We start from the raw sequence: 23,833 nt of genomic DNA, 5'->3' as shown, positions 1-23,833 counted from the left end.
GGTGCTATTCAGCAACCGATGGTTACGCTCCTATCTTCGTCGTGCAACGCCGGGCGGGGGCAGGCCCCGCCCCTACTTTACCCGCCCCTACTTTATTAGACGGGCGGGGGCAGGCCCCGCCCCTACTTTGTTAGGGCGTTTTCAAGGGAGGCGGCTTCGGCCGCGAGGCCGGCGCGGCGGGCTTCGAGCAGCGCCCGGGCTTGCACCCCGAAACGCGCTAAATCAGTCACGGCATTGGCCCCCAGGCGGGCGGCCCATTGTGGGTCGGGCACGGCAGCATCGGCAGGGGCACCGGGTAGCGGCGGCAGGGCGGCCAGCAGCGTGGGCAGGGCCCGGCGGTGGCGGGCAGCCAGTAAGCGGGGCAGCTGCCGCTCCAGCTTATAGTCGAGCATGTACATTTCGTGGCGACACACCCGCAGCCGCCATTGCAGCGCATCGAGGGTTTCGGGCGTGGCTTCGGCCGCATCGGGCGGTGGCGGGGCGGGCGGGGCGCTGCCGTGGGGCGGGGGCAGCAGCCGCAGCAGCGACAGCATACGCCAGGCTGCGTCCTGTGGCAGCGGCCGGCGGCCGGCCTCAATGTGGGCCAGCAGGGTGCGGTCGATGCCCAGGCAGCGGGCCAGTTCGGCCTGGCTCAGCCCAAAATGGTTGCGGATGGTCCGCAGGGTAGAGTCGCTGTAGCGCATGGAAAAGCGGGCTGATAGAGCGGTGCAAACTTGTCACATTTTTTTTAAAGATATCAGAAAAGTGACAGGCGGTGTCACCTTTTTGTTTTCTTCAAAATATTTGTGACAAAGGTTGTCACCTTTTAATCTTGCCAGGTATAAATGTGACAGTGCTGACGGGGGCTTTTTTACTCATCGTTCACGGCGGTCAATTACCCCTGGTCCGGGTCTTTGGCCCGAACAACCCCTCCTCCGCTCAGAGGGGAGTTTTCGTTCTGGCGTCTGCCTACCTTTGCCCCGTTATGCAAAAACCCAGTATCCCGCAAGGCACCCGCGACTTCGGCCCGGCCCAGGTGGCCCGCCGCCAGCACATTTTCAATGTTATCCGCCGCACGTTTGAGTCGTTTGGCTATGCGCCGCTCGAAACGCCGACGCTGGAAAACCTCTCCGTGCTCACCGGCAAGTACGGCGACGAGGGCGACCAGCTGCTGTTCAAAGTGCTCAACTCGGGCAACTTTCTGGTGAAGGAGCGCAAGGGCGAAATCGCGTCTCAGGTGACCCCCGAAGACCTGAAAGCCGGCCCCCGGGCCGTGCTGCCCAAAGTGGCTGAAAAGGGCCTGCGCTACGACCTCACCGTGCCCTTCGCCCGCTACGTGGCCATGAACCGGGGCACGCTCACCTTCCCCTTCAAGCGCTACCAGATGCAGCCCGTGTGGCGCGCCGACCGCCCGCAGCGCGGCCGCTACCGCGAGTTTTACCAGTGCGACGCCGACGTGGTGGGCACCGACTCGCTGCTCTGCGAAGCCGAAATCGTGCTCATGATGGCCCAGGTGCTGGGCGGCCTCGGCCTGCACGACTTCACCATCAAAATCAACCACCGCGGCGTGCTCCGCAACATCTACCAGGCGCTGGGCGGCGAGGGACGCGAGACGGATTTGTTCGTGGCCATCGACAAGCTCGACAAAATCGGCCGCGACGGCGTGACCAAAGAGCTGCTGGAGCGCGGCTTCTCGGAAGGCACCATCGACACGCTGTTTGCGCTGCTTGGCGTGGAAGGCAGCTACGAGGAGAAGCTGCAGCGCCTGCTGGCCGGCTTCGTGACGGCCGGCGTGGAGCCCGACGGCCCCCGCCCCGACGCGGCCGATGAAGACGCCACCGCCAACTACCGCGGCCTCACCGAACTGGCCGAGGTGCGCGACCTGCTCACGGCCTCCGGCTTCCGGCAGTTCGACCGGCTCGAATTCGACCCCACCCTGGCGCGGGGCCTCTCCTACTACACGGGCTGCATTTTTGAAGTGAAAATCAACAACGTGCAGATGGGCAGCGTGAGCGGCGGCGGGCGCTACGACAACCTCACCGGCTCCTTCGGGCTGCCGGGCGTGTCGGGCGTAGGCTTTTCGTTCGGCGTGGACCGGCTCTACGACTGCCTGGAGTCGCTGGACCTGTTCACCGTGACGGGCGAAACGCCCACCCGCTGCCTCCTCACGCACTTTGACGTGGCCAGCGGCCGGGCCGCCCTGCCGCTGCTGGCGCAGCTGCGCGCCGCCGGCATCCCCAGTGAGCTGTACCCCGATGCCAGCAAGCTGCAAAAGCAGTTCAAGTACGCCGACGCCAAAGGCATTCCGCTGGTGATTGTGATGGGACCGGAAGAAGTGGCGGCCGGCGTGGTGAAGGTGAAAATCATGCAGACCGGCGTGGAGCGCGTGCTGCCGCTGGGCGAAGTGGTGGCGGCCCTCACGGCGGAGTGATGAAACGGCGGCCAGCGGCCAGCAGCTAAATGGCCAGCGGTAAGAACGTCATGCCGAGCGCAGCCGAGGCATCTGGCGTGCAGCAGTAATCCAATCAGCGGGTTTACCAGTGCACGCCAGATGCTTCGGCTGCACTCGGCATGACGTTCTTTCGAAACGCCCCTATTTTTGCAGCCACCCCATTCGCCTCTCACCCCACTTATTTTAATGCCCACCCATACCATTTCGCCCGCGCAGCCTCTCACCCTGGCCGCGCTGGCCACCCTGCTGGCCGACGGCCATACCGTGCAGCTAGGCGATGATGCCAAGCAACGCATTGCCGCCTGCCACGAGTACCTGCACCAGCGCCTGGCCCACAACGACCAGCCGATTTACGGCATCAACACCGGCTTCGGCTCGCTCTACAACGTGGGCATCGCGCCCGAGGAGCGCGCCCAGCTGCAGGTCAACCTGATGATGTCGCACGCCTGCGGCACCGGCGCCGAAGTGCCCCAGCACCTGGTGCGCCTCATGCTTTTGCTCAAGGCCCAGAGCCTGAGCTACGGCCACAGCGGCGTGCAAACCGCCACCGCCGAGCGCCTCGTGGCCATGTACAACCGCGAGCTGCTGCCCGTGGTGTACGAGCAGGGCAGCCTAGGCGCGAGCGGCGACCTGGCCCCGCTGGCCCACCTCTGCCTGCCCCTGCTGGGCCTGGGCGAAGTGAACTACCAGGGCTACCGCCTCCGCGCCGAAGACGCCATGAGCCTCTTCAGCTGGGAGCCGGTGGCGCTGCAGGCCAAGGAAGGCCTGGCCCTGCTCAATGGCACGCAGTTCATGCTGGCCTACGCCGTGGATGGCGTGCTACGCGCCCAGCGCCTGGCGGCGGCGGCCGACGTCATCGGGGCGCTTTCCACGGAAGCCTTCGGCGGCTGCACCGACCCGTTCAATGAGCACCTGCACCGCATCCGGCCGCACGCCGGGCAGGTGGCGGTGGCGAAAAACCTGCGCGAGCTGCTGGCCGGCTCCGAGCTGCAGACCCAGCCCCGCCACGCCGTGCAGGACCCCTACTCTTTCCGCTGCCAGCCGCAGGTGCACGGCGCCTCGCGCGATGCTTTGGCCTACGTGGCCCAGGTGGTGGAAACCGAGTGCAATTCGGTGACTGATAACCCCAACATCTTCCCCGACGAAGACCTGATACTGAGCGGCGGCAACTTCCACGGCCAGCCCCTGGCCCTGGCCCTCGACCACCTGGCCGTGGCCGTGGCCGAGCTGGGCAGCATCTCGGAGCGCCGCACCTACCAGCTTATTTCGGGCCAGCGCGGCCTGCCCACTTACCTCGTGGCCGAGCCCGGCCTGAACTCCGGCCTGATGATTCCGCAGTACACCGCCGCCGGCATCGTGAGCCAGAACAAGCAGCTGTGCACGCCCGCCTCGGTGGATAGCATCGTGAGCAGCAACGGCCAGGAAGACCACGTGAGCATGGGCGCCAACGCCGCCACTAAGAGCCGCCGCGTGCTCGACAACGTGGAGCAGGTGCTCGGCATTGAGCTGCTGACGGCCGTGCAGGCGCTGGCCTTCCGCCGGCCCGGCCGCACTTCGGCGGCGCTGGAGCAGATGGTGGAAGCCTTCGGGCAGGAAGTGAAATTTGTGGTGCGCGACCGGGTGCTCTACCCCGACCTGCACAAAGCCGCCGCCTTCGTCCGTAAGTTTGACTGGGCGAGCGTCCTACCGGCTGTGTAAAAAGTGCTAGTCGGATAATTCCTCCGGCCGCTTCGTTCGTGCCTGCGGTGCTGAGGAGGCGGCCTGAATTTTGCGGGCCCGGCATGCTGATTGACCCGCAACCTGCGTTACAAGTGCTGCTTATGAAGTTGGTGAACCGTTTTCTTTTACTCGTTGGGCTTTGGCTGATGGGAATTGGGCAGGCCTGGGCGCAGCCGCCCTGCACCATCTCGTCGGTGCTGCCAGCCGGATGTCCGCAGCCCTTCCTGGCCCTCAATGCCAGTAATCAGGAAGTACAGTCGTTTTGCGTGGGGCAGCCGGTGCACTTCGTGCCGTGCGCCTCCAGGGCGTTGGATGCCACTCAGGCAGTTTACTATGGGGTATTGCCCGGCAGTGGCACTACTTATAATCAAACAGGACAAAATTGCCAGCCGCCTAATACCGCACCCTACACCTATACCCCAACCGCTGCCGAGGTTGGCATGGTCACCGTGTCGGAGCTATCTACTGAACCACCGCCTTACGGCTCCCGCTACAATATCCGCACGTTTCGGGTGTATGGCACCCCATCGCCCACCTTCACCATTGCGCCCTGCCCCACCGGCAACGTGTCGGTTACGGTCACGGATGCTACTTACGACAGCTATACGGTGCAGGTGGGCGCTGCCACCCTGCCCATCACCCGCAACGTGGCCCTCACGGTACCGGCTCCTACCGGGAGCACTACCGTGACCGTAACCGGTCACTACACCGCTCTCGGCACCTGCACTGGCTCGGCTTCGCAGACGATTACCAACATTGCTGCCCCCGTGGCGGCGCAGTTCACCAGCCTTGCCCTACAGGCGCCACTCCCCGGCGGCACGGCCACGCTGACCCTTGGCGGGCTGCTGACGGGCTACCGCTACACCCTGCAGTTTCAGCCCACGGCCGGCGGGCCTTTCACGGATGTTCCCAGCGTAACTATCACGCCCGGCTCAACTACTACGCTCACCTTGCCTGGCGCCCTGGCAGGCCGCTACCGAATTTTCAGCGACGATGCCTGCAATACCAGCCCCCTCGCATCGGCAGCCATCGGCACCCTGAGCCTCACCGGGGCCTCGGCCAACAACCGCAACCAGCTCCTGCTGACCGATGCTGGCGCGCCCGGCACCAGCTATAGCGTGACGCGCAACGGGTCGGCCATTCCCACTACCCCCATTGCCGGCGGGCTGGAAGATGCCGACGTGCAGTGCGGCACTACCTACCGCTACGTGGTGACGGCCACGCAGCCCGGCGGCACCGGCCAGGCCATTTCCAACGAGGTCAGCATCACCACCGTTTCGGCACTGCCGCCCGCGCAGCCCCGGCTGGTGGCCAGCTTCAACGCTGCCGACGTGGTGGAGCTGACGCCGCTACTCGCCACCACCCCCCTGGCCGCTGGCAGCTCGCTACTTTACAGCCGTACCGCTGGCAGCCGCACCGACAATTTCAACCCGGTGACCAACGCCCGGATATTGCGCGATTCCACCATCGCGCTGGCCGACCTGCTGGCCAACCCGGCCTGCTACGCGGTGCGCCTGTCCGATGTGTGCCGCAATACCTCGCCCGCCAGCAACCCCGCCTGCCCGGCCCTGCTCTCGGCCCGCCCCGCCGACCCCGACGGCAGCACCATTGCCCTCACCTGGACCTCCTTCGCCGGCCCCGACCCGGCCCAGCCGGCCACCTACACCCTCCAGCGCCTCGCCGCCGATGGCACGGTGCTGCCCGGCTCGGTGGTGGTGACGGGCAATGCCTACACCGACCTCGCGCCGCCCACCGACCGCCAGGTGGCCCGCTACCGCCTGCAAATCAGCGGGGCGGGGCTGCCGGCCGGCACGTTCAGCTATTCGAACCGCGCCACCGTGACGCGCCGGCTCACCGTCACCATTCCCTCGGCTTTCACGCCCAATAACGATGGCCTGAACGACGTGCTGGAGGTGAAAGGCAAGTACCTGAGCAACTACACCTTTGTGGTGGTGGACCGCAACGGCCAGGAGGTGTTTCGGGGCACGCAGCGCAGCGAAGCCTGGGACGGCACCATCAAAGGCCACGCGCCCGTGCTGGGCGCTTACGTGTGGCGCTTTCAGCAGAATAACGAGGACGGTGAGCCCTACTCGGCTACGGGCACGGTTACGATTCTGAAATAAAACCCGGGCAAAACCAACCGTCAGGGGCATTTCCGCGTCCTACCCGGGCGCAGGGGCGCACTTTCGCGCGGCTTCGCTGTTAACTGCTCACTACATAACTGATAATTGATAAAGCCATGGCATTCGACCTCACCGGCATGATGGGCAAAGTGAAAGAGCTGCAAGACAAGATGCAGCAGGCCCAGCAGGAAATTCAGCACATCACCGCCACCGGCGAGGCCGGCGGCGGCCTGGTGCGCGCCACGGCCAATGGCCACCGCAAAATCCTCAAGCTCGAAATCGACGACACCCTGCTCACCCCGCAAGACCGCGACATGCTGGCCGACCTGGTGGTGGCCGCCGTGAACAAAGCCCTGGAAGAAGCCGCCGAGCTGGCCCGCCAGGAGCTGCAGCGCAAAACCAGCGGCCTGATGCCCAACGTACCTGGTCTGGATTTGAGCGGCTTCGGCGCCTAGCGGGAGTTTTGGGTTTATTGAGAGATGAAGAAGAACGAATTGCTTACCGGGAAAATCACTGAAGGCTCCGACGGAAATAATTCCTCCCTGCTCATTCCTCACTCTTCGCCCAAAGGGGCCTGCGCCGATGTGGCCATCGTCATCCTCAACTGGAACGGGGCGGCGTTTCTGCAGCGCTTCCTGCCCGGCGTGCTGGAGCATGCCGACGGTGCCCGGGTCATCGTGGCCGACAATGCCTCGACCGACGACTCGGCCGAGGTGCTCTCGCGCGATTTTCCGCAGGTGGAAATGATGCTGCTTGACCGCAATTTCGGCTTTTGCGAAGGCTACAACCAGGCACTTGCCCAGGTCGACAGCGAGTATTTCGTACTGCTCAATTCCGACGTGGAAGTGACCCTCGGCTGGCTGCGCCCCCTGCGCGACCTGCTCGAAATCAACCCGCGCATTGCGGCCGTGCAGCCCAAGATTCTGGCCCACGCCGACCCCACGTATTTTGAATACGCCGGCGCCGGCGGCGGCTACCTCGACCGGCTGGCCTACCCCTTTTGCCGGGGCCGGCTGTTCGACACGCTCGAACGCGACCAGGGCCAGTACAACGACGCCCGCCCCGTGGCCTGGGCCAGCGGGGCCTGCCTGCTGGTGCGCCGCGCCGCCTGGCAGGCCCTCGGCGGCCTGGAACCGGCCTTTTTCGCCCACATGGAGGAAATCGACTTCTGCTGGCGGCTGCAGAACGCGGGCCACGAGGTGTGGTACCACGGCGGCAGCGCCGTGCAGCACGTAGGCGGCGGCACCCTGCCCAAAACCAACCCGCGCAAAACCTACCTCAACTTCCGCAACGGCCTGGCGCTGCTCTACAAAAACGCCGCGCCCGGCGAGCTGTACGGCACGATGCTTCAGCGCCTGGTGCTGGATGGGGTGGCCGGCCTGCGGTTTCTGCTGGGCGGCGAGCTGGGCAATTTCCGGGCGGTGCTGCGGGCGCACTTCAGCTTCTACGGCAGCTTTGGCTACTGGCGCAGGCAGCGGCGGGCAGCGCGCCCGCAGCTGCGGGTGGCCGAGCGGGCCGGCGTTTACAATGGCAGTCTGGTGTGGGCTTATTTCGCCCGGGGCAAGCGGAAGTTCAGCGAGCTGGGGCTGAAATAGCGCCGCCAGCCATTGCGAGCGAAACGCAATGTAGCGCGGCCAGCCCCGAGACGTACTGACGCCTTTTACAAAACAGAAAGCCCCGGCTCTGACTCAGAGCCGGGGCTTTTCATTTCATATAATCGATACAGTGCCGGCTTGCCAGCTTACAAATCCCAGACGGTGCTGCGCTGCTCACGCATGGCGCGGCGCACGTTCATCCAGAAAGCGCCGGCGAAATACAGCACGATGGGCGAGCCAAACGTAAAAAACGAGGCATACACAAACGACAGCCGGACGCTGCGCGTGCTGAAGCCCCACTTCTGGGCCAGGGCAGAGCAAAGGCCGAAAGACTGCGTTTCGAGGTAGTCGGTGATGCGGTTCATGGGCGGTAGCGGCTAGCGGGAAACAGTTTCTCTGGGCTAAGATAACGCCTGGCGAAGGCGATGGCAAGCCGGGCCGTGTAATTTCGCGCCCCCGGTCCCGGCTGTTTGAACGGCTTTTACGTTTGAAGGACTGGTTTTTGTTTTCCTGCGCGACGCTATTTGATGAGTATTTTTTTGCGGCCACTGGCCGGGGGGCTGCTGGCCGCCACGCTGTTAGTCACCTCCTGCGCCCTGCCCCGGGTGCTGAAGCAGGCCGAAAGCGGCCGTACCGTAGTGGCACGCCCCACGCCGCTCACGGCCTCGGGCGAGGCCGTGCCGTTTGAGGTGGTGGCCCGCGTGCCCGCCGCCCACCTGCACAAAGGCGTGGCCTACGAGCTGCTGCTGCGCTACCGCTACGAGCACGGCCTGCGCGAAGACACGCTGGGCCGCATCACCTTCACGTCGGGCAATTTCGTGTACGACGACGAGCACAAGGGCCAGCTCCTCGCCACCCAGAAGTTCACCATTCCGAACACGCCGGGCCGCAACCCCGGCGAGCTGCTGGCCCACGGCCAGGTGCGCGAGCTGAAGAAAGGCGGGAAAATCCTGCGCTCGCCCGACGACCTGCGCGTGGCCCGCGGCATTGCCGACCCCGCCCGCCTCGTCACCCGCGAAGACACGGTGCTCACGCTGCTGCCCGAACACGCCAGCAACAACATGAGCGGTACGCGCGTGCTGCCCTTCTTTTTCGACGAGGACAAATGGTTTATCCGGGGCTACCTCGGCACCAACGTGGCCGCCCTCGAAGACCTCATCGACGCCAACCAGCAGACCAAACAGGTGCTCATCATTGCCGGCCACTCGCCCGACTCGGCCGATGCCCACAACCGCCTGCTGGCCAGCAAGCGCGTGCGGATGCTGCTCTACTATTACAAGCAGCGGGTGAAAAATTTCTCGTACCTGAATAAGAATGAGAACATTCGCTACGACACCCTGGCCTACGTGCGCAAGTGGGACACCTTCCTGCAGAAAGTCACGACCTCGGCCCTGAAAGCCGACCAGATTGATTCCGTCGTCACCATCATCAACGACACCAAAGGCACGTTTGAGCAGAAGGAAAAGGCCCTGCACAAGCTCTCGGCCTACGATTACATCGAGCAGTACATCTACCCGGTGCTGCGCTTCGGCACCGTGGCCGTGACCTACACCGCGCCCAGGCGATACGATTCGGAAGTGTACCTGCTCTCGAAGAAAATCGTGGAAAAGCAGCTTGAAGCCGATGCCCTCACGCCGGAGGAGCTGCGCTATTCGGCCACGCTCACGCCGCTGCTGGCCGAGAAGCAGCGCATCTACGAAGTGGCCGCCGCCAACACCAACAGCTGGGAAGCCTTCCACAACCTGGGCGTGGTGCTGCTGCAGCGGGCCGAGAAGGAGCCCTCGCTCAAGATTCAGCAGGCCTACTACCGCCGGGCGGCCGTCAACTTCACGCTGGCCGCGCACCGCAACCCCACGGCCGAGTTCTTCTACCACGCCGCCACCGCCTACCACCGCGCCGGCGACCGCCTCGAAGCCCTGCAGAACTACGACTACGCCATCAAGCTGGGCGGCCCGCGCCCGCTGCTGCGCAAGATTTTCTCCGACCGCGCCGCCCTGGAAATTGAAGTCGGCCAGGCCGATGAGGCCCTGCGCAGCCTGCAATACGCCGGCCCCAGCTACCAGAATTACCTCAACCGCGCCCTCATCGAAGTAAGCCGCGAGCACTACGACCTGGCGCTGGAGCAATACCGGGCCGCCCAGGTGCTGCGCCCCGCCGCCGCCGCGCCCATCTACGGCATGGCCGTGGTGGCCGCCCGCCAGAACAACGAAGGCGCGATGGGCAATTTCCTCCAGCAAGCCGTGGCCCTCGACCGCCGATACGCCCAGCGCGCCGTGGAAGACCTGGAGTTTCAGGACTACGCCCAGGGCAAGGTGTTTCGGGAGGCGCTGAAATAGGGCGTGGGGCGTCTGTCATCCTGAGCGCGGCGAAGGACCTTATCACGGCTGAGCTAATCGAATTACGGCCAGTCGTTCAAGCGTGAGAAGGTCCTTCGCTGCGCTCAGGATGACAGACGCTTTCCGGTTTACGCTATAATTTGCCCAACGCCCGTGCCTGTCGTAGCTTTGCCAAACGGCTGAAAACCGGTTTTTACCTAACGAAAATCATGCGTCAAATTCAATTCCGTGAGGCCTTGCGCGAGGCCCTGTCCGAGGAAATGCGCCGCGACCCGCGGGTGTTCCTGATGGGCGAAGAAGTGGCCCAGTACAACGGGGCCTACAAAGTGAGCCAGGGCATGCTCGACGAGTTCGGCCCCGAGCGCGTAATTGACACCCCGATTGCTGAGCTGGGTTTTGCCGGCATCGGCGTGGGGGCCGCGGCCAACGGCCTCATCCCGGTCATTGAATTCATGACCTTCAACTTTTCGCTGGTGGCTATCGACCAGGTGATTAACTCGGCTGCCAAGCTCTACTCGATGTCGGGCGGTCAGTACTCCTGCCCCATCGTGTTCCGCGGCCCGACGGGCAACGCCGGCATGCTCAGCAGCCAGCACTCGCAGAACTTCGAAAACTGGTACGCCAACACGCCCGGCCTGAAAGTGGTGGTTCCCTCGAACCCCTACGACGCCAAAGGCCTGCTGAAAGCCGCCATCCGCGACCCCGACCCCGTCATCTTCATGGAGTCGGAGCTGATGTACGGCGACAAGGGCGAAGTGCCCGAAGAAGAGTACATCCTCGAAATCGGCAAAGCCCACATCGTGCGCCCCGGCAAGCACGTGACGCTGGTGAGCTTCGGCAAAATGATGAAAGTGGCCTACGCCGCTGCCGACGAGCTGGCCAAGGACGGCATCGAAGCCGAAGTAATCGACCTGCGCTCGGTGCGCCCGATTGACTACGACACGCTGATTGAATCGGTGAAAAAGACCAACCGCATGGTGGTGATTGAGGAAGCTTGGCCGCTGGCCAGCATCTCGGGCGAGCTGGCCTACATCGTGCAGCGCCGCGCCTTCGACCACCTCGATGCGCCCGTTATTCGCATTACCTGCGCCGACGTGCCCCTGCCCTACGCCCCCACGCTCATCGAAGCCTCGCTGCCCAACGTGGCCCGCGTGGTAAAAGCCGTGAAGGAAGTGACTTACGCGAAGGCGTAAGCGCAAAAAAACCAACTTAAAAAGCCTCTTCAGCAAGCTGAAGAGGCTTTTTTATTGCTTGCTACCGGCCTTTTATTCCTGCGGCGCCTCGCTGGGCGGACGCAGCTGCCCGGCGGTGGCTTCCGAAACCTGCCAGCAGCCCAGCAGCCAGCCCGCGCCCACGGCCACGGCCAGCATTCGCGCCCTCACGCCGGTTTTTCGCCAGTCAGCCACCGGGCGCCAGCTGCCGGCAACGACGGTGAGCAGCAGCAGATGCAGCGGCAGCAGAAACCGGCATTCCATGAGTGTGGGCAGCACTGCCAGGCAAGGCAACAGCAGCGCCACCAGGACGGGGCGGGCTGAGCCGGAGCGTGAAATGTGCCGCCCGCTGAACAGCGCAACGAGAATCAAGCGGATGCCCAGCCCCAATAAGCTGTAATTTAAGAGTCTCAAAAGGTCTTGCCCGGCTGGGTGCAGCTGTCTGGGGTAAGGTGTTGGAAACCAAATATCCAGCCCATTGAACAAGTGGCGCACGTAGCGGCCGGCAGCCGGCAGAGGCTGGCCCAGAACGAAGCGTAGGTATTGCCCGTAGCTGCCGAAGTGCCGGCCTGGCTCTAGCGCCAGCGCGCGCCGCCCGGCCGAGTCGGCATACACCAGCGAGCGGGGAATGTCGGGTATCAAACTGGTTTCGTAGCGCTGAAAGGCCGTGCCCCAGCCCAGCTGCCGGAGATAGAGCGACGGGGCACCGGGCAAGTGGCCCAGCACCAGCGGCGTGGGCTGCTGGAAATGCTGCCGGTTGATGAGCACTTGCGGCAGCAGCACCAGGGCCAGCCCGGCAACCAGCGCCCCGCTCCGCTTTGTCCGGCTTTGCCGCGCTGCAGGCGTTGCCAGCAGCCACAGCCAGGCCGGCGCACTGGCCAGGTACACGGGCCGGATGTTGATAGCTGCGCCCAGCAGCAACCCCGCCACGCCTACCCAGCCCCAGCCCGGCCGCCCCAGGGCCACCAGGCCCAGCAGGAGCAGCGTCAGGGCCGGCATGTCGCTGAGCGGAAAGTTGAAGTAGTCGCGCCAGAAAACAAACCCCAGCAGCACCAGCACCAGCCAGCGGCTACCGCTCAACGCCCGGCCCGTGGCCTGCCCCCAAAGCTGCGGAATGGCCAGCCCGAACAGCAAGGCAGCCCACCCGGCCCCCAGCACCTGCGCCCCGGTCAGCATGCTGCAGCCGGTGAAATGGCACAGCAGCCGCGCCGGCAGCAGCAGCAGCGGCCCCAGGTAGCCCCGCACCGGCTCATCAAAAGCCAGCAGCGAAAAATGGCCGTGCTGCGTGAACCGGAGCGACAGCTCCCAGTACTGCGCCGCGTCGAAGCGCACATCGCCCGGCTGGTAGCCGCTCAGCGGCAGGTAGGCGGCGTAGAGGGCCAGCACCAGAGCCAGCCGCCAGCGGACGGGCCACGGTGTGCGCAAAAAATCAGAAACCAACGCCATAGCCGACAAAGCTAGGAACCACTGCGGAAAGGCCGCAGCGTCCTTAAAAGGATTACCCGGTGCCCGTTTGAGCGGGTGAATTTCTGTACCTTTTGCGCCCGGCTCCGTTACAGACTCGCCTTTTATCACTCCCACCCGTCATGAACCACCGCCTCCACCTCAAGCTCGAACAGCTGGAACGAGCCACCGAACGCCTGCTGGCCGCCGCCGAAGCCCTGGAACCGGACAGCGCCAAAGCGCCGGCCCCGGGCAAGTGGTCGGCCAATCAGGTGGTGCATCACTTGCTGTTCATCGAGAGCAACATCGTCCAGTACATCCAGAAGAAGATGCAGGCGGAAGAGCTGCTGCCGAAAGTGGGCCTGCTCACCCGCATACGCGCCCGGGTGGTGCGCCTGCTTCTGCGCATTCCCGGCCTCAGGTACAAGGCCCCGCGCGGCGTGGCCACCCTCACCGATGCGGGCGAGGTGCCGCCGCTGGCCGCGCAGCGCCAGACCTGGGAAGCCACGCGCCGCCAGCTGGAGCGCCTGCTCAACGAGTTTCCGGGCCGCCAGCTGAACCGGGCCATCTTCCCGCACCCGCGCTCGGGCCGGATTACGATTTACCAGGTAATGGATTTCCTGCTCGACCACCTGCTGCACCATCAGCAGCAGATGGACCGCATTACGAAGGCGCTGCGCCCGGCCGGCCAGGTGCTGGTCAAAAGCTAGCTCAGCTGGCCGGCGCTTCGTAGCGCGGCATGCTGGCGAAGGCGGCAACCAGCTCGGCGGGCGGCACGGTCAGCTTGCGGCGGTCGAGGTCGAGCCAGGCCCCGTCGACGGTGACGGTGGCCGCCAGCCGGCCATCGGCCTTGGTGATGCGGTGCACGATGGTCCAGCGCGAGCCGTCTTCGCTGACGGAAGCCAGCTGGCTATCCACCTGAATTTCCTCGCCGATGTGAATTTCCTTGAGAAACCGGGTTTCCTCCCGAAACAAGATTGGGCCCAGGCGGCGCTGGGCGAAGGTTTTCAGGTCGAAGCCCCACTGGGCGAGGAGCGCCACGCGCTGGTCGGCGGCGTAGTCGGCGTAGGCCGAGTGGCGCATGTGGCCGTTGGGGTCCATGTCGGCCCAGCGGGTGCGGTAGGTGATGGCGTTGGTCATGTGCTGAAGGAAGAATTGGGTTGAAGCACGGGGAATTGGCCGAATGAGAATTCTTTATTCCTCATTCTCAATTCTTCATTAGTTCAGGGGCATCAGCCGCACGAGGTACTGCTCGTTGTCGTCTTCGCCGATGAATTCGGCCGAATAGCCGGCGGTTTCGGCCGCGTCGCTGAGCAGCGCCGCGTCGATGAACAACCACGGGAAAGGCTCGCCGGTTTGGTCCTGGTAGCTGAGCGTGTACTCCACCTCGCCATAATACGGACCGTTGAGGTTAATCATGAGGGCCCCGTCTTCGTCCTCGTAGAGGTAGCGCACGTCCGAAGACGTGGCCAGAATCTGGCCGTCGGGGGCCAGCAGGGTGCGGGCGTGGGCCAGGAATTTGTCGAGGCCTTCGAGGGTGCCGGTCAGGCCCAGGCCATTCATGAGCAGCAGAATGGTGTCGTAGGGCAGCTCCGTGGCGGGTTTGGGCGCAAATAAATCGTGGCGGGCCACGGTGCGCACGCCGCGCTCGGCCATCACCTGCACGGCGCCGGCCGATACGTCCACGGCCTTCACCTCGAAGCCCCGGCTTTGCAGCTCCAGCGCGTGGCACCCGGCCCCGGCCCCGAGGTCGAGCACGCGGCCCCGGGCTTCGTCGAGGGCCTGGCGCTCCAGCTCCGGCATTTGCAGCAGGGTGCGGAAAAAGTAGGACGCGGGCAGGGGCTCATCATCGGCCACATTGCAGTGCACCGTGACGGTGGCCTGCGCCTTGCCGTGGTGGAAATCCAGAAGGGCCTGGCCCAGAATATCGGGCGCGGTGGTTGTCGTCATGGGGAGGAAATAAGCGGCGGCGCTGCACCACCGCCCGGGCGGCGCGGATGCAGCCGGTTCGCGTTGCTGAAACCGGGCCCGAAATTACCCAAAACTTCCCGGGCAGGCCGCCCGTTTGGGTTGTACGGACTTCCTGCTTCTCACCCATGCTCCCTGCCAAACTGCGCAAAGGCCAGCTGCCCACCAAAATCTGCGTCACCTGCGGCCGCCCGTTCGAGTACCGCAAAAAGTGGCGGGCCAACTGGGACGAGGTGAAATACTGCGGCGAAAAATGCCAGCGCAACCGCCCGGCGGCACCGCCCGCGGCTTCGGCTGCTTGACTGGCAGGCCGTATCTTTTCCCGGCAAACCTCGTTTTGAACCCCGGCCGCTGGCCCTTCGCCCCTCCTTTTATCCCGCTTACTCCGCTGTTATGGCTTCTAACCTCGACTACCTGGACCCCGCCCTCATTCCGCTGGAAGAAAAAGTAAACGCCTACCTCGAAGCCGAAAAAAGCCTGCGCCGCGCCGAAACCGAGGCTTCCGGGTCGGCCGACGCTTTCCGCGGCGAGCTGGCCCGGCTGGAGCAGGAAATCATTGCCCTGCTGCCCACCCGCAACGAGTGGGTGAAGGTGAACCTGGGCTACGGTCCCAGCCGCGTGGGAGCCTGGCACGTACCCGCCACCGCCGGTGCGCCCGAGCGCTACGAGCTGCGGGTGGTGCATTAGCCACTCCCCATCAGGGTCAGTGCCCGGCATCCCAGTCGTAGCCCAGCTCGGCCCAGAAATCTTTCGGGCGGGCATCGGCAAAGGCCAGGGTGCCGATGCGCTTGAGCTGCTTGATGCCGTACTTGAGCGGCGTGACGAGGCGGAGGGGCGCACCGTGTTCGGCGGTCAGCGGCGCGCCGTTCATCTCGTAGCACAGCAGCGTCTGCGGATGAAGGGCGCTGGCCATGTCGAGGCCCACGTAGTATTTCCCGTCGGGCGTGCGCAGGTCCACGAAGGGGGCCAGGTCGGCGGGCGGGTCGAGCGGGTTGGCAGGCTGGCCGCTGCGGGTGGCCAGCGGGTAGCGGGCCAGAAAATCGGACAGCCGCGCCCCGGCCCAGTGCACCACCACGCTCCACCCTTCGATGCACTTAAGCTCGGTCACCATCTCCACCTTCGGCAGCGCCTGAATGTCGGCCAGGGTGAATTCCTGAACCTTACCGGAGCCGTAGCCCTGCACCCGCATGCGCCAGGTGGCGGGGTCCAGCTCACTTCTGAGTCCGTAGGTGCCGTTCTTGCGCGGCATGCGGGCCCGGTTGCGGGCAAACTCCGGCGCGAGGCGCGTTTCCCTGAAGTAAGCACTGGTCAATCTGCTATTGGCATCGAGCACCTTGCGCAGCGGGTGCGGAATGCCGGCATCGTCGGGCTGCGACAGCAGCCAGCGCCACCCGCCGATGCCCGCCAGCCCGGCCAGCCCCAGCGTGATGAAAGAGCGACGCGAACGACGGCGGGCGTCGGCCAGCAGGGCCCGCTCGGCTTCTGGATTCGCGGGCGCAGCGTCATGGCGAACCGGCGCGGTGGAGTTATCAGTCATACCGGGTCGAGGCGTTAGTTAGGCGTGAGAGAAGAGTCGGCTGCCGGCAACGACGTAGGCCCGGCCGTGATTTTGTGGGTAGTGGGGTCAACTTCCTCTATTTCGAAACCCGCCACCATGGCCCGGAAGTTATTCCAGCCGGCCCGCACCACCTGCGCAATGTGCACCATGAAAAACAGCACGTAGCCCACCGTGAGCGCGAAGTGAATGACGCGGGCAAACTCGTAGCCGCCCAGCGCCTGCGTAAGCCAGCCAAACTGCACCGGCTTGTAAATGGCCAGCCCCGTCAGCACCGACCCCAACCCCATGAGGATGACGCTGGTATAGGCAATCTGCTGCGCGCCGTTGAACTTGCGCACGGGCAGGGGCTGGTGGTACAGGCCCAGGTCGTGGAGCGTCACCAGCACCGCTTCCCTGAAAGAGTGGCGGGTGGGCAGCAGGTAGCGCCACTCGCCCGAGAAGAGGGTGTAGCCCACATACAGCAGCCCGTTCAGGAAGAACACCCACATCAGCACGAAATGCCAGCTCATGCCCTGGGCCAGCTTATGGTCGAGGTGAAACGCCTCGTAGAACGACTGCGGAAAAAACTTAAACAGCGTGGTCTTGCCCCAGCCGAGGCGGTACACGTCGTTGGCCCAGTAAATCCACAGCCCGCTCCAAATCATGAGGGCGAGCACCGGGAAGTTAACCCAGTGAAACCAGCGAATAGCCAGCGGATGCTTTTCAACGAGCTGCTTCATAAACCACAAACCGTAAGGGAAACCGTTGCAAGGTACTTCGAGCCAGGCCAGCACCTTTCCCTGCCTGACGCTCGCGGGCAGGCATCCTTACAAGGAACAGTCCGGACGGGTGCAAAAAAAAACAGGCTGGGGGAAGCCCCCAGCCCGTTCCATACCAAAACACCTTAAAAAACTATTCTTTCACGATTAGGCTAACAACAATTGCACCAAAAGATTCCCAGTGCAATAAATTTTCCATCACAATCTTCGTAAAAGCTAATCCCTCAGCCAGAAAACCGATTTCAGCTGCGCTGTCAGTGCAAGCGCCAAACGAAAAAAGAGCGCCTGCACTTGCTGTGCAGACGCTCCTTCGTATCAATCCGGGACAGGCGCGGGCTAGCGCATCATGCCGCCGGGGCCGCCTTTCATGCCGCCCATCATTTTCTGCATCTGGGCCAGGCCGCCTTTGGTCTGGCTGAGCTTGTTCATGGTACGCATCATCTTGCGCATGTCTTCGAACTGCTTCATCAGGGCGTTTACCTGCTGAATGTCGGTACCCGAGCCCTTGGCCAGGCGCTTCTTGCGCGAGCCGTTGATGATGTCGGGGTTGGCGCGCTCCTGCTTGGTCATGCTTTTGATGATGGCCTCGACGGGTTTGAAGGCGTCGTCGTCGATTTCGACGTCCTTCATGGCCTTGCTCATGCCCGGAATCATGCCCATCAGGTCCTTGATGTTGCCCATCTTCTTGATTTGCTCCAGCTGCGAGAGGAAGTCGTCGAAGTTGAACTGATTTTTGCGAATCTTGGCGTTGATGCGCTTGGCCTCGTCCTCGTCGAACTGCTGCTGCGCCCGTTCCACCAGCGAAATCACGTCGCCCATGCCCAGGATGCGCTGGGCCATGCGGTCGGGGTAGAACAGGTCGAGGGCGTCCATCTTCTCGCCGGTCGAGATGAACTTGATGGGTTTTTCCACCACCGACCGGATGCTGAGGGCCGCGCCCCCGCGCGAGTCGCCGTCGAGCTTGGTGAGCACCACGCCGTCGAAATTCAGCCGGTCGTTGAAGGTTTTGGCGGTGTTCACGGCGTCCTGGCCGGTCATGGAGTCCACCACAAACAGCGTCTCGCTGGGGTTGATGGCCGACTTCACCTGCTCAATCTCGCGCATCATCTGCTCGTCCACGGCCAGGCGGCCGGCGGTGTCGATGATGACCACTTTTTTGCCGTTTTTGCGGGCGTAGTCGATGGCGTTGCGCGAGATTTCGACCGGGTTCTTGTTCTCGGTTTCCGAGTACACTTCCACCCCGATTTGCTCGCCCAGCACCTTCAGCTGGTCGATAGCGGCCGGGCGGTACACGTCGCAGGCTACCAGCAACACGTTGCGGCCCTGCTTCTTAACGTAGCTGGCCAGCTTGCCGGCGAAGGTGGTTTTGCCCGAGCCCTGCAGGCCCGAGAGCAGAATCACGGCCGGGTCGCCCTTGATGACGATGTCCTTCTTTTCGCCGCCCATGAGCTCGGTGAGCTCATCGTACACGATTTTGACCATGAGCTGGCCCGGCGACACGGCCGTGAGCACGTCGCGGCCCATGGCGGCGTCCTTAATCTTATCGGTTACATCCTTGGCAACCTTGTAGTTAACGTCGGCATCGACCAGCGCGCGGCGGATTTCCTTGATGGTTGACGCAACGTTGATTTCCGAGATGCTGCCCTGGCCCTTCAGGGTTTTGAGGGCCCGGTCGAGCTTGGTGGAGAGATTATCGAACATGAATCGCTGATTTAGCGCAGATTGAACGGATGAAGCTGACTGGCGGCGGGACAGGCCCGCGGAATCAGCCTGAAACTGAACCCCAAAAGTAACCATAAATGGACGAAAACCGGCAAAGGGCGTACCTTCGCGGCCCGCTTTCTGTTGCCTGCTCCCGTGCCCCCTTCTCGCCCACTGCGCCTGCTTGTCATCACCTATTACTGGCCGCCCTCGGGCGGGGCCGGCGTGCAGCGCTGCCTGAAATTTGTGAAGCACCTGGGCCATTTCAACGTGGAGCCCACCGTGATAACCGTGGACCCGGCCCAGGCCACCTACCCGGTGCTCGACGCCAGCCTGCTGGCCGAAGTACCTGCCAATGTACGCGTTATCCGCACCGGAACCTCAGAGCCGTTCGAGAGCTACAAGAAGCTCACGGGCCGCGCCGTGCCCTACGGCGGCTTTGCCAACGAGGGCAAGCCGGGGGCCATGCAGAAGGCCCTGCGCTTCGTGCGCGGCAACCTGTTCATTCCGGACCCGCGCCGGGGCTGGAACCGCCACGCGCTGGCCGCCGTGGAAAAGCTGCTGGCCGCCGGCGAGCAGTTCGATGCCATGCTCACGTCTTCGCCGCCGCACTCTACGCAGCTCATCGGCCTGGAGCTGCAGCGCCGCCACGGCCTGCGCTGGCTGGCCGACATGCGCGACCCCTGGACGGACATTTATTACTACAAAGACCTGCACCACACGCCGTTGGCTTCCTGGCTCGATGCGCGCTACGAGCGCCAGGTGCTGACCCAGGCCGACGCCGTGCTGGTGACCTCGCCCGAAACCAAGCGCCTGTTTCTGGCCAAGCTGCCGAACCTGCCATCGGCCAAGTTCCATGTGCTGCCCAACGGCTACGACGAGTCGGATTTCAAAGGCGCTTCCCGCCCGCCCGCCGACTGCCTGCGCATCACGCACACCGGCACCATCACGGAGCTGTACCACATCGACAACCTGCTGAAAGCCGTGGCGGCCTGTGCCGCCGCGCACCCTGCGGTGCCGTTCCGGCTGCGGTTTGTGGGCCAGGTTTCGGCCCAGCTGCGCGGGCAGATTGCGGAGGCAGGCCTGCTGCCCAGCACCGAGTTCATCGCCTTCGTGCCGCACGACAGGTCGGTGGAATACCTGCTGGAATCGTCGGCGCTGCTGATGGCCATTCCGGATGTGCCGCGCAACTTCGGCATTCTGCCGGGCAAGGTTTTTGAGTATCTGGCGGCCAATAAGCCCATTCTGTGCGTGGGCCCGGCCGGCTCCGATGCCGACAACCTGCTGCAGGAATGCGGCACCGGGCAGGCCCTCCCCTACGCCGACTTTGCCCTGATGCTGGAAACGCTGGAGGCACTGGCAACACAATGGCAAACCAACCCTAACCTGGATTTGCCGGCCGTGAGCCACGCGCGCTACTCGCGCCGCGGGCTGGCGGGCGAGCTTGCTAAAGTTGCTGCCGCGCTGTAGCGAAAACTTCTCCGAGCGTTGGCTTGCATTTCTACGATTCTTTATTTCCCTTTCCAACTTTTATGAAAAAAACCGCTACTCCGTCTGCCTGGCGCTGGCCAGTCCGGCATGGGCTGCCGTAATGGCTTTTTCTGCCAGCGCCCAACCGGTAATCAGTACCGTTACGCCCACTCGCAACCAAAATACCGTGGTTCGCACCAGTCCCGTTACGGTTCAGTTCAGCCAGAACCTGACCACTGGCTCCACGGCGGCACTCCGGGTTTTTAGCGGGCAGCGCGGTGGCCTGCGGTCTGGCAACAGCGGCACCGTTACCGTAAACAACGATGCCCTGATATTCTCTCCATCGTTTGACTTCCGGCCCGGTGAAACCGTCAAGGTGAGTGTGACAACGGCGGCCCAGAGCAGTAGCGGAGCGCTGGCGGTGCCGCGCCTGTTTCAGTTCACGGCGGCAGCTACGGGAGGCTACGGCACGTTCAGCGGGGGCTCGGCCCCGGGCGTAGGCAGCAACCCGTACAACGTAGCGGTGGCCGATGTGGACAACGACGGCGACCTCGACCTGCTCACGCCGACCTTCGGCGGGGCCGCCGTTAGTGTGCGGTTGAACAACGGCAGTGGCATTTTCAGCGGCGGCTCGGACCCAAGCGTGGGCAGCCAGCCCCGAAGCGTGACAACCGCCGACATTGACGGCGATGGCGACCTGGATTTTCTGACGGCGAACTACAACGCCAATTCTGTGAGTGTGCGCTTCAACAACGGCAGCGGCGTTTTCGGCGGCGGAGCTGAATACACGGTGGGCAGCCAACCGCAAAGCATCACCACGGCCGACGTTGATGGCGACGGCGACCTTGATTTCCTGGTTACCAACGGAGCCAGCAACAACGTGATGGTGCGCCTGAACGACGGGGCCGGCAACTTTAGCGGAGGCTCAACCATTGGCGTGGGTGCGCTGCCTTTTAATATTCAAACCGGCGATGTTGATGGCGACGGCGACTTTGACCTGCTGACGGCGAACTGGGGAGCGGGCAGTACCACGGTCAGCGTGCGGCTCAACAACGGGAACGGCACCTTTACGGGCGGCTCGGACCCAGTGCTGGCTAACCAGCCGCGCTGGGTGTCGCTGGGCGACCTGGACGGCGACGGCGACCTGGACCTGCTGAGTGCCAACTACGGCAGCAACAACGCCAGCGTGCGCTTCAATAATGGCAGCGGCATCTTCAGCGGGGGCACCGAATACACGACCGGGAGCGGGCCAAGCAGCATTTCTGCGGCCGACCTCGACGGCGATGGCGACCTGGACATGTCGGTGGTGAACTTCAACTCAAACAACCTTACCGTGCGCCTGAACAACGGAGCCGGTGTGTTTGGCAGCAGCAGCACGGTACTGACCGGCACCAACCCCAACGGCATTGCCACCGCCGATGTGGACAACGACGGCGACCTGGATTTCCTCGCCGCCAACTTTGCCAGCGCAACGGTCAGCGTGCGCCTCAACCAGCTCGCTGCTCTGCCCGACCTCATCGTGAGCACGCCGCAAAACGTGAGCGGCAACTACGGCAACGTAACCGTGACCGGCCCTGCCACCGGCGGGGCCGGCATCGGCACTCTCACTGGCCCTCTCACCGTAGCCGGTACCCTCACCATTCAGAACGGCGGCACCTTGCTCACGGCCTGCCAGCCGCTGACGGGCACCGGCAACTTTGTACTGGAAGCCAGCGGCACGCTGGGCATCTGCGACCCGGCCGGCATTGAGCTGACGGGCAACGTTGGCTCGGTGCAGCTCAGCGGCACACGCAGCTTCAGCAACGATGCCAGCTACATTTATAACGGCACGGCGGCACAGGTAACCGGCGGGGCCCTGCCCAGCCAGGTGCGCAATCTGACCACGACCAACGCTAATGCCGTGACACTGAATGGCCCCGAAACGGTGATGCAGGTGCTCACGGTGGGCGCGGCCGGCAACCTCGTGCTGAATGGCCAAACGCTGACCCTGCCATCGAGCGCAGCCGGCACGGCACTGGTGGTGAACAGCAGCACCGGCGCCGTGCAGGGCAGCACCGCCGTGGTGCAGCGCTACATCGACCCTTCGGTGAATGGCGGCCCCGGCTACCGCCACTACAGCGCGCCGGTGGCCGGCACCAACGTGGCCGATTTGACAACGGGTGGTTTTTCGCCGGTGCTGAACAGCGCATACAATATCAGCGCCCGGCCCGATTTGGAAAACCCCTTCCCCACCGTGTACGGCTACGACCAGAGCCGCCTGGCCACCACGACCAACAATTCCAGTGCGTTTGACAAGGGCTGGTTTTCTCCCGGCAACCCAACCGACGCGCTAGTCGTGGGCCTGGGTTATACGGTAAATATTTCGGCCTCGGAGAAAGTCGATTTTACGGGTGCGCTGAATAACGGTACCCGCCTGATGTCGCTGGCCCGCAACAGCGGCCCCACGGCCGCCGATGCCGGCTGGGCTCTGGTGGGCAACCCCTACCCCGCGCCGCTCGACTGGAGCCAGGTGGCCGCCGCCGACCGCCCGAACCTGGACGGGGCCATGTACGTGTTCGAAAGCAGCAGCCAATACAACGGCACCTACCGCGCCTATACCAACGGCGTGGGCGGCGGCAACCCACTCATTGGCTCCAGCCAGGGCTTTTTTGTGCGGGTGAGCGCGGGCCAGACCAACGGCAGCCTCACGTTCCGCAACAGCCAGCGCATGACCTCCTACGGCAGCCAGGCTCCCTTCCGGCGCGGCGCGGCCGATGCCCGGCCGCTGGTGCAGCTAACGCTGCAGGGCAGCACCGGCCCGGCCGATGCGCTGTTTGTGTATGCCGAAAGCGGCGCTACCGCCGGCCTCGACCCGCAGTTCGATGCCGTGAAGCTGCCCAACTCCACCGGACTGAACCTGGCGGCGGCTCCGGCCAATACGCCCACGCTGGCCATTGATGGCCGCGACCAGCTCACCGCCGCTACCGCCTTGCCGCTGAGCATCGGCGTGCCGGCGGCCGGCACCTACACCCTTCACGCCGCGCAGCTGCTCAATCTGCCGGCTAACCTGACGGCTTACCTGTTTGATGCGCAAACCAACCGGCTCATCGACCTGAGCCAGCAGCCCGGCTATTCCTTTGCCGTGACGGCCCAGCAGGCCGCTCAGGCTCAGGCCGGCCGCTTCCAGCTGCGCTTTGGGCCGACGGGCGGGCCCCTGGCCAGCACTGCTGCGCAGGCCGGCGTAGAAGTGGTGCTGTACCCCAACCCGGCGCACAACAGCTTTACGGTGGCAGTGCCCAGCAATACGGCCGGTGCGCCTGGCCGGGCTACGCTGTTCAACAGCCTGGGACAGGCCGTGCGCCAAAACGTTCCGCTTTCTGCCGCTGGCGCCGCCACTACCATCGATGTTGCCGACCTGGCAAAGGGCGTGTACACGCTGTGGGTGCAGCTGGGCGCTACCGCCGTTGCCCGGCAGGTGGTGGTGCAGTAGCGTGCTTCGATACATAAGCCCAAAACGGCCTGCCGAGCATTCGGCAGGCCG

The 23,833-nt window shown here is 64.2% G+C and carries 20 protein-coding genes; 12 read left to right on the top strand and 8 right to left on the bottom strand.

What is annotated here, in order from left to right:
* Window positions 1-122: 122 nt before the first annotated feature.
* Entirely contained in the window at window positions 123-683 is a 561-nt protein-coding gene (locus ACYVHT_RS08695) for a helix-turn-helix domain-containing protein (RefSeq protein ID WP_460550096.1), read from the bottom strand.
* 281 nt (window positions 684-964) lie between these two features.
* On the opposite strand from ACYVHT_RS08695, the gene hisS reads away from it, so the two are divergent.
* The 5 genes from hisS to ACYVHT_RS08670 all read left to right on the top strand — a co-directional run bounded on the left by hisS (window position 965) and on the right by ACYVHT_RS08670 (window position 7,868).
* Entirely contained in the window at window positions 965-2,410 is a 1,446-nt protein-coding gene (hisS, locus tag ACYVHT_RS08690) for a histidine--tRNA ligase (RefSeq protein ID WP_460550094.1), read from the top strand.
* Window positions 2,411-2,617: 207 nt separating this feature from the next.
* A complete protein-coding gene (gene hutH / locus ACYVHT_RS08685) occupies window positions 2,618-4,129 on the top strand; it encodes an HAL/PAL/TAL family ammonia-lyase (RefSeq protein ID WP_460550092.1) in 1,512 nt (503 codons plus the stop codon).
* A 167-nt stretch (window positions 4,130-4,296) separates the two neighbouring features.
* Window positions 4,297-6,273: a T9SS type B sorting domain-containing protein gene (locus ACYVHT_RS08680; RefSeq protein ID WP_460550090.1), complete on the top strand. Its 1,977-nt coding sequence runs from the start codon at window positions 4,297-4,299 to the stop codon at window positions 6,271-6,273.
* Between the two features lie 116 nt (window positions 6,274-6,389).
* A complete protein-coding gene (locus tag ACYVHT_RS08675; protein WP_460550088.1) occupies window positions 6,390-6,728 on the top strand; it encodes a YbaB/EbfC family nucleoid-associated protein in 339 nt (112 codons plus the stop codon).
* A gap of 24 nt (window positions 6,729-6,752) precedes the next feature.
* A complete protein-coding gene (locus tag ACYVHT_RS08670; protein ID WP_460550086.1) occupies window positions 6,753-7,868 on the top strand; it encodes a glycosyltransferase family 2 protein in 1,116 nt (371 codons plus the stop codon).
* Window positions 7,869-8,014: 146 nt separating this feature from the next.
* Here the strand turns inward: ACYVHT_RS08670 and ACYVHT_RS08665 are convergent, their stop codons facing one another.
* The gene (locus ACYVHT_RS08665; protein ID WP_460550084.1) at window positions 8,015-8,233 is read right to left on the bottom strand and encodes a PspC domain-containing protein; all 219 of its coding nucleotides are present in this window, start codon (window positions 8,231-8,233) and stop codon (window positions 8,015-8,017) included.
* A 162-nt stretch (window positions 8,234-8,395) separates the two neighbouring features.
* Between ACYVHT_RS08665 and ACYVHT_RS08660 the strand changes: the two genes are divergently transcribed.
* On the top strand, window positions 8,396-10,204 hold the full coding sequence (locus ACYVHT_RS08660; protein WP_460550082.1) for a hypothetical protein: 1,809 nt from the start codon (window positions 8,396-8,398) through the stop codon (window positions 10,202-10,204).
* A 209-nt stretch (window positions 10,205-10,413) separates the two neighbouring features.
* Window positions 10,414-11,397 carry an alpha-ketoacid dehydrogenase subunit beta gene (locus ACYVHT_RS08655; RefSeq protein ID WP_460550080.1) on the top strand — a complete coding sequence of 328 codons (984 nt, stop codon included), beginning with the start codon at window positions 10,414-10,416 and terminating at the stop codon, window positions 11,395-11,397.
* A 72-nt stretch (window positions 11,398-11,469) separates the two neighbouring features.
* Here the strand turns inward: ACYVHT_RS08655 and ACYVHT_RS08650 are convergent, their stop codons facing one another.
* Window positions 11,470-12,861, bottom strand: coding sequence for a hypothetical protein (locus ACYVHT_RS08650; RefSeq protein ID WP_460550078.1), 1,392 nt, complete (start codon window positions 12,859-12,861; stop codon window positions 11,470-11,472).
* Window positions 12,862-13,001: 140 nt separating this feature from the next.
* Here ACYVHT_RS08650 and ACYVHT_RS08645 point away from each other — a divergent pair, with 140 nt between their 5' ends.
* Entirely contained in the window at window positions 13,002-13,568 is a 567-nt protein-coding gene (locus ACYVHT_RS08645; RefSeq protein WP_460550076.1) for a DinB family protein, read from the top strand.
* A 1-nt stretch (window position 13,569) separates the two neighbouring features.
* Here ACYVHT_RS08645 and ACYVHT_RS08640 read toward each other — a convergent pair whose 3' ends face one another.
* On the bottom strand, window positions 13,570-13,998 hold the full coding sequence (locus ACYVHT_RS08640) for an acyl-CoA thioesterase (RefSeq protein ID WP_460550074.1): 429 nt from the start codon (window positions 13,996-13,998) through the stop codon (window positions 13,570-13,572).
* A gap of 78 nt (window positions 13,999-14,076) precedes the next feature.
* Entirely contained in the window at window positions 14,077-14,808 is a 732-nt protein-coding gene (locus ACYVHT_RS08635; protein WP_460550072.1) for a class I SAM-dependent methyltransferase, read from the bottom strand.
* A gap of 146 nt (window positions 14,809-14,954) precedes the next feature.
* Here ACYVHT_RS08635 and ACYVHT_RS08630 point away from each other — a divergent pair, with 146 nt between their 5' ends.
* Window positions 14,955-15,128, top strand: coding sequence for a DUF2256 domain-containing protein (locus ACYVHT_RS08630; protein ID WP_460550070.1), 174 nt, complete (start codon window positions 14,955-14,957; stop codon window positions 15,126-15,128).
* 91 nt (window positions 15,129-15,219) lie between these two features.
* Window positions 15,220-15,513 (top strand): hypothetical protein, encoded by a 294-nt coding sequence (locus ACYVHT_RS08625; protein WP_460550068.1) that lies wholly within the window; start codon window positions 15,220-15,222, stop codon window positions 15,511-15,513.
* Between the two features lie 16 nt (window positions 15,514-15,529).
* On the opposite strand, the gene ACYVHT_RS08620 is transcribed toward ACYVHT_RS08625, so the two are convergent.
* From ACYVHT_RS08620 to ffh, 3 genes are all read right to left on the bottom strand, one after another.
* Window positions 15,530-16,363, bottom strand: a complete 834-nt coding sequence (locus ACYVHT_RS08620) for a molybdopterin-dependent oxidoreductase (RefSeq protein ID WP_460550066.1) — start codon at window positions 16,361-16,363, stop codon at window positions 15,530-15,532.
* A gap of 14 nt (window positions 16,364-16,377) precedes the next feature.
* Window positions 16,378-17,103, bottom strand: coding sequence for a cytochrome b/b6 domain-containing protein (locus ACYVHT_RS08615; RefSeq protein ID WP_460550064.1), 726 nt, complete (start codon window positions 17,101-17,103; stop codon window positions 16,378-16,380).
* Window positions 17,104-17,478: 375 nt separating this feature from the next.
* Window positions 17,479-18,843, bottom strand: a complete 1,365-nt coding sequence (gene ffh / locus ACYVHT_RS08610) for a signal recognition particle protein (protein ID WP_460550062.1) — start codon at window positions 18,841-18,843, stop codon at window positions 17,479-17,481.
* Window positions 18,844-18,999: 156 nt separating this feature from the next.
* Here ffh and ACYVHT_RS08605 point away from each other — a divergent pair, with 156 nt between their 5' ends.
* Together ACYVHT_RS08605 and ACYVHT_RS08600 are read left to right on the top strand one after the other, a co-directional pair.
* Window positions 19,000-20,313 (top strand): glycosyltransferase family 4 protein, encoded by a 1,314-nt coding sequence (locus ACYVHT_RS08605; RefSeq protein ID WP_460550060.1) that lies wholly within the window; start codon window positions 19,000-19,002, stop codon window positions 20,311-20,313.
* Window positions 20,314-20,434: 121 nt separating this feature from the next.
* A complete protein-coding gene (locus ACYVHT_RS08600) occupies window positions 20,435-23,782 on the top strand; it encodes an FG-GAP-like repeat-containing protein (RefSeq protein WP_460550058.1) in 3,348 nt (1,115 codons plus the stop codon).
* Window positions 23,783-23,833 lie beyond the last annotated feature (51 nt).

It is taken from the genome of Hymenobacter daeguensis, from assembly GCF_054780555.1.
This window is presented reverse-complemented; position numbering and strand designations above follow the sequence as displayed.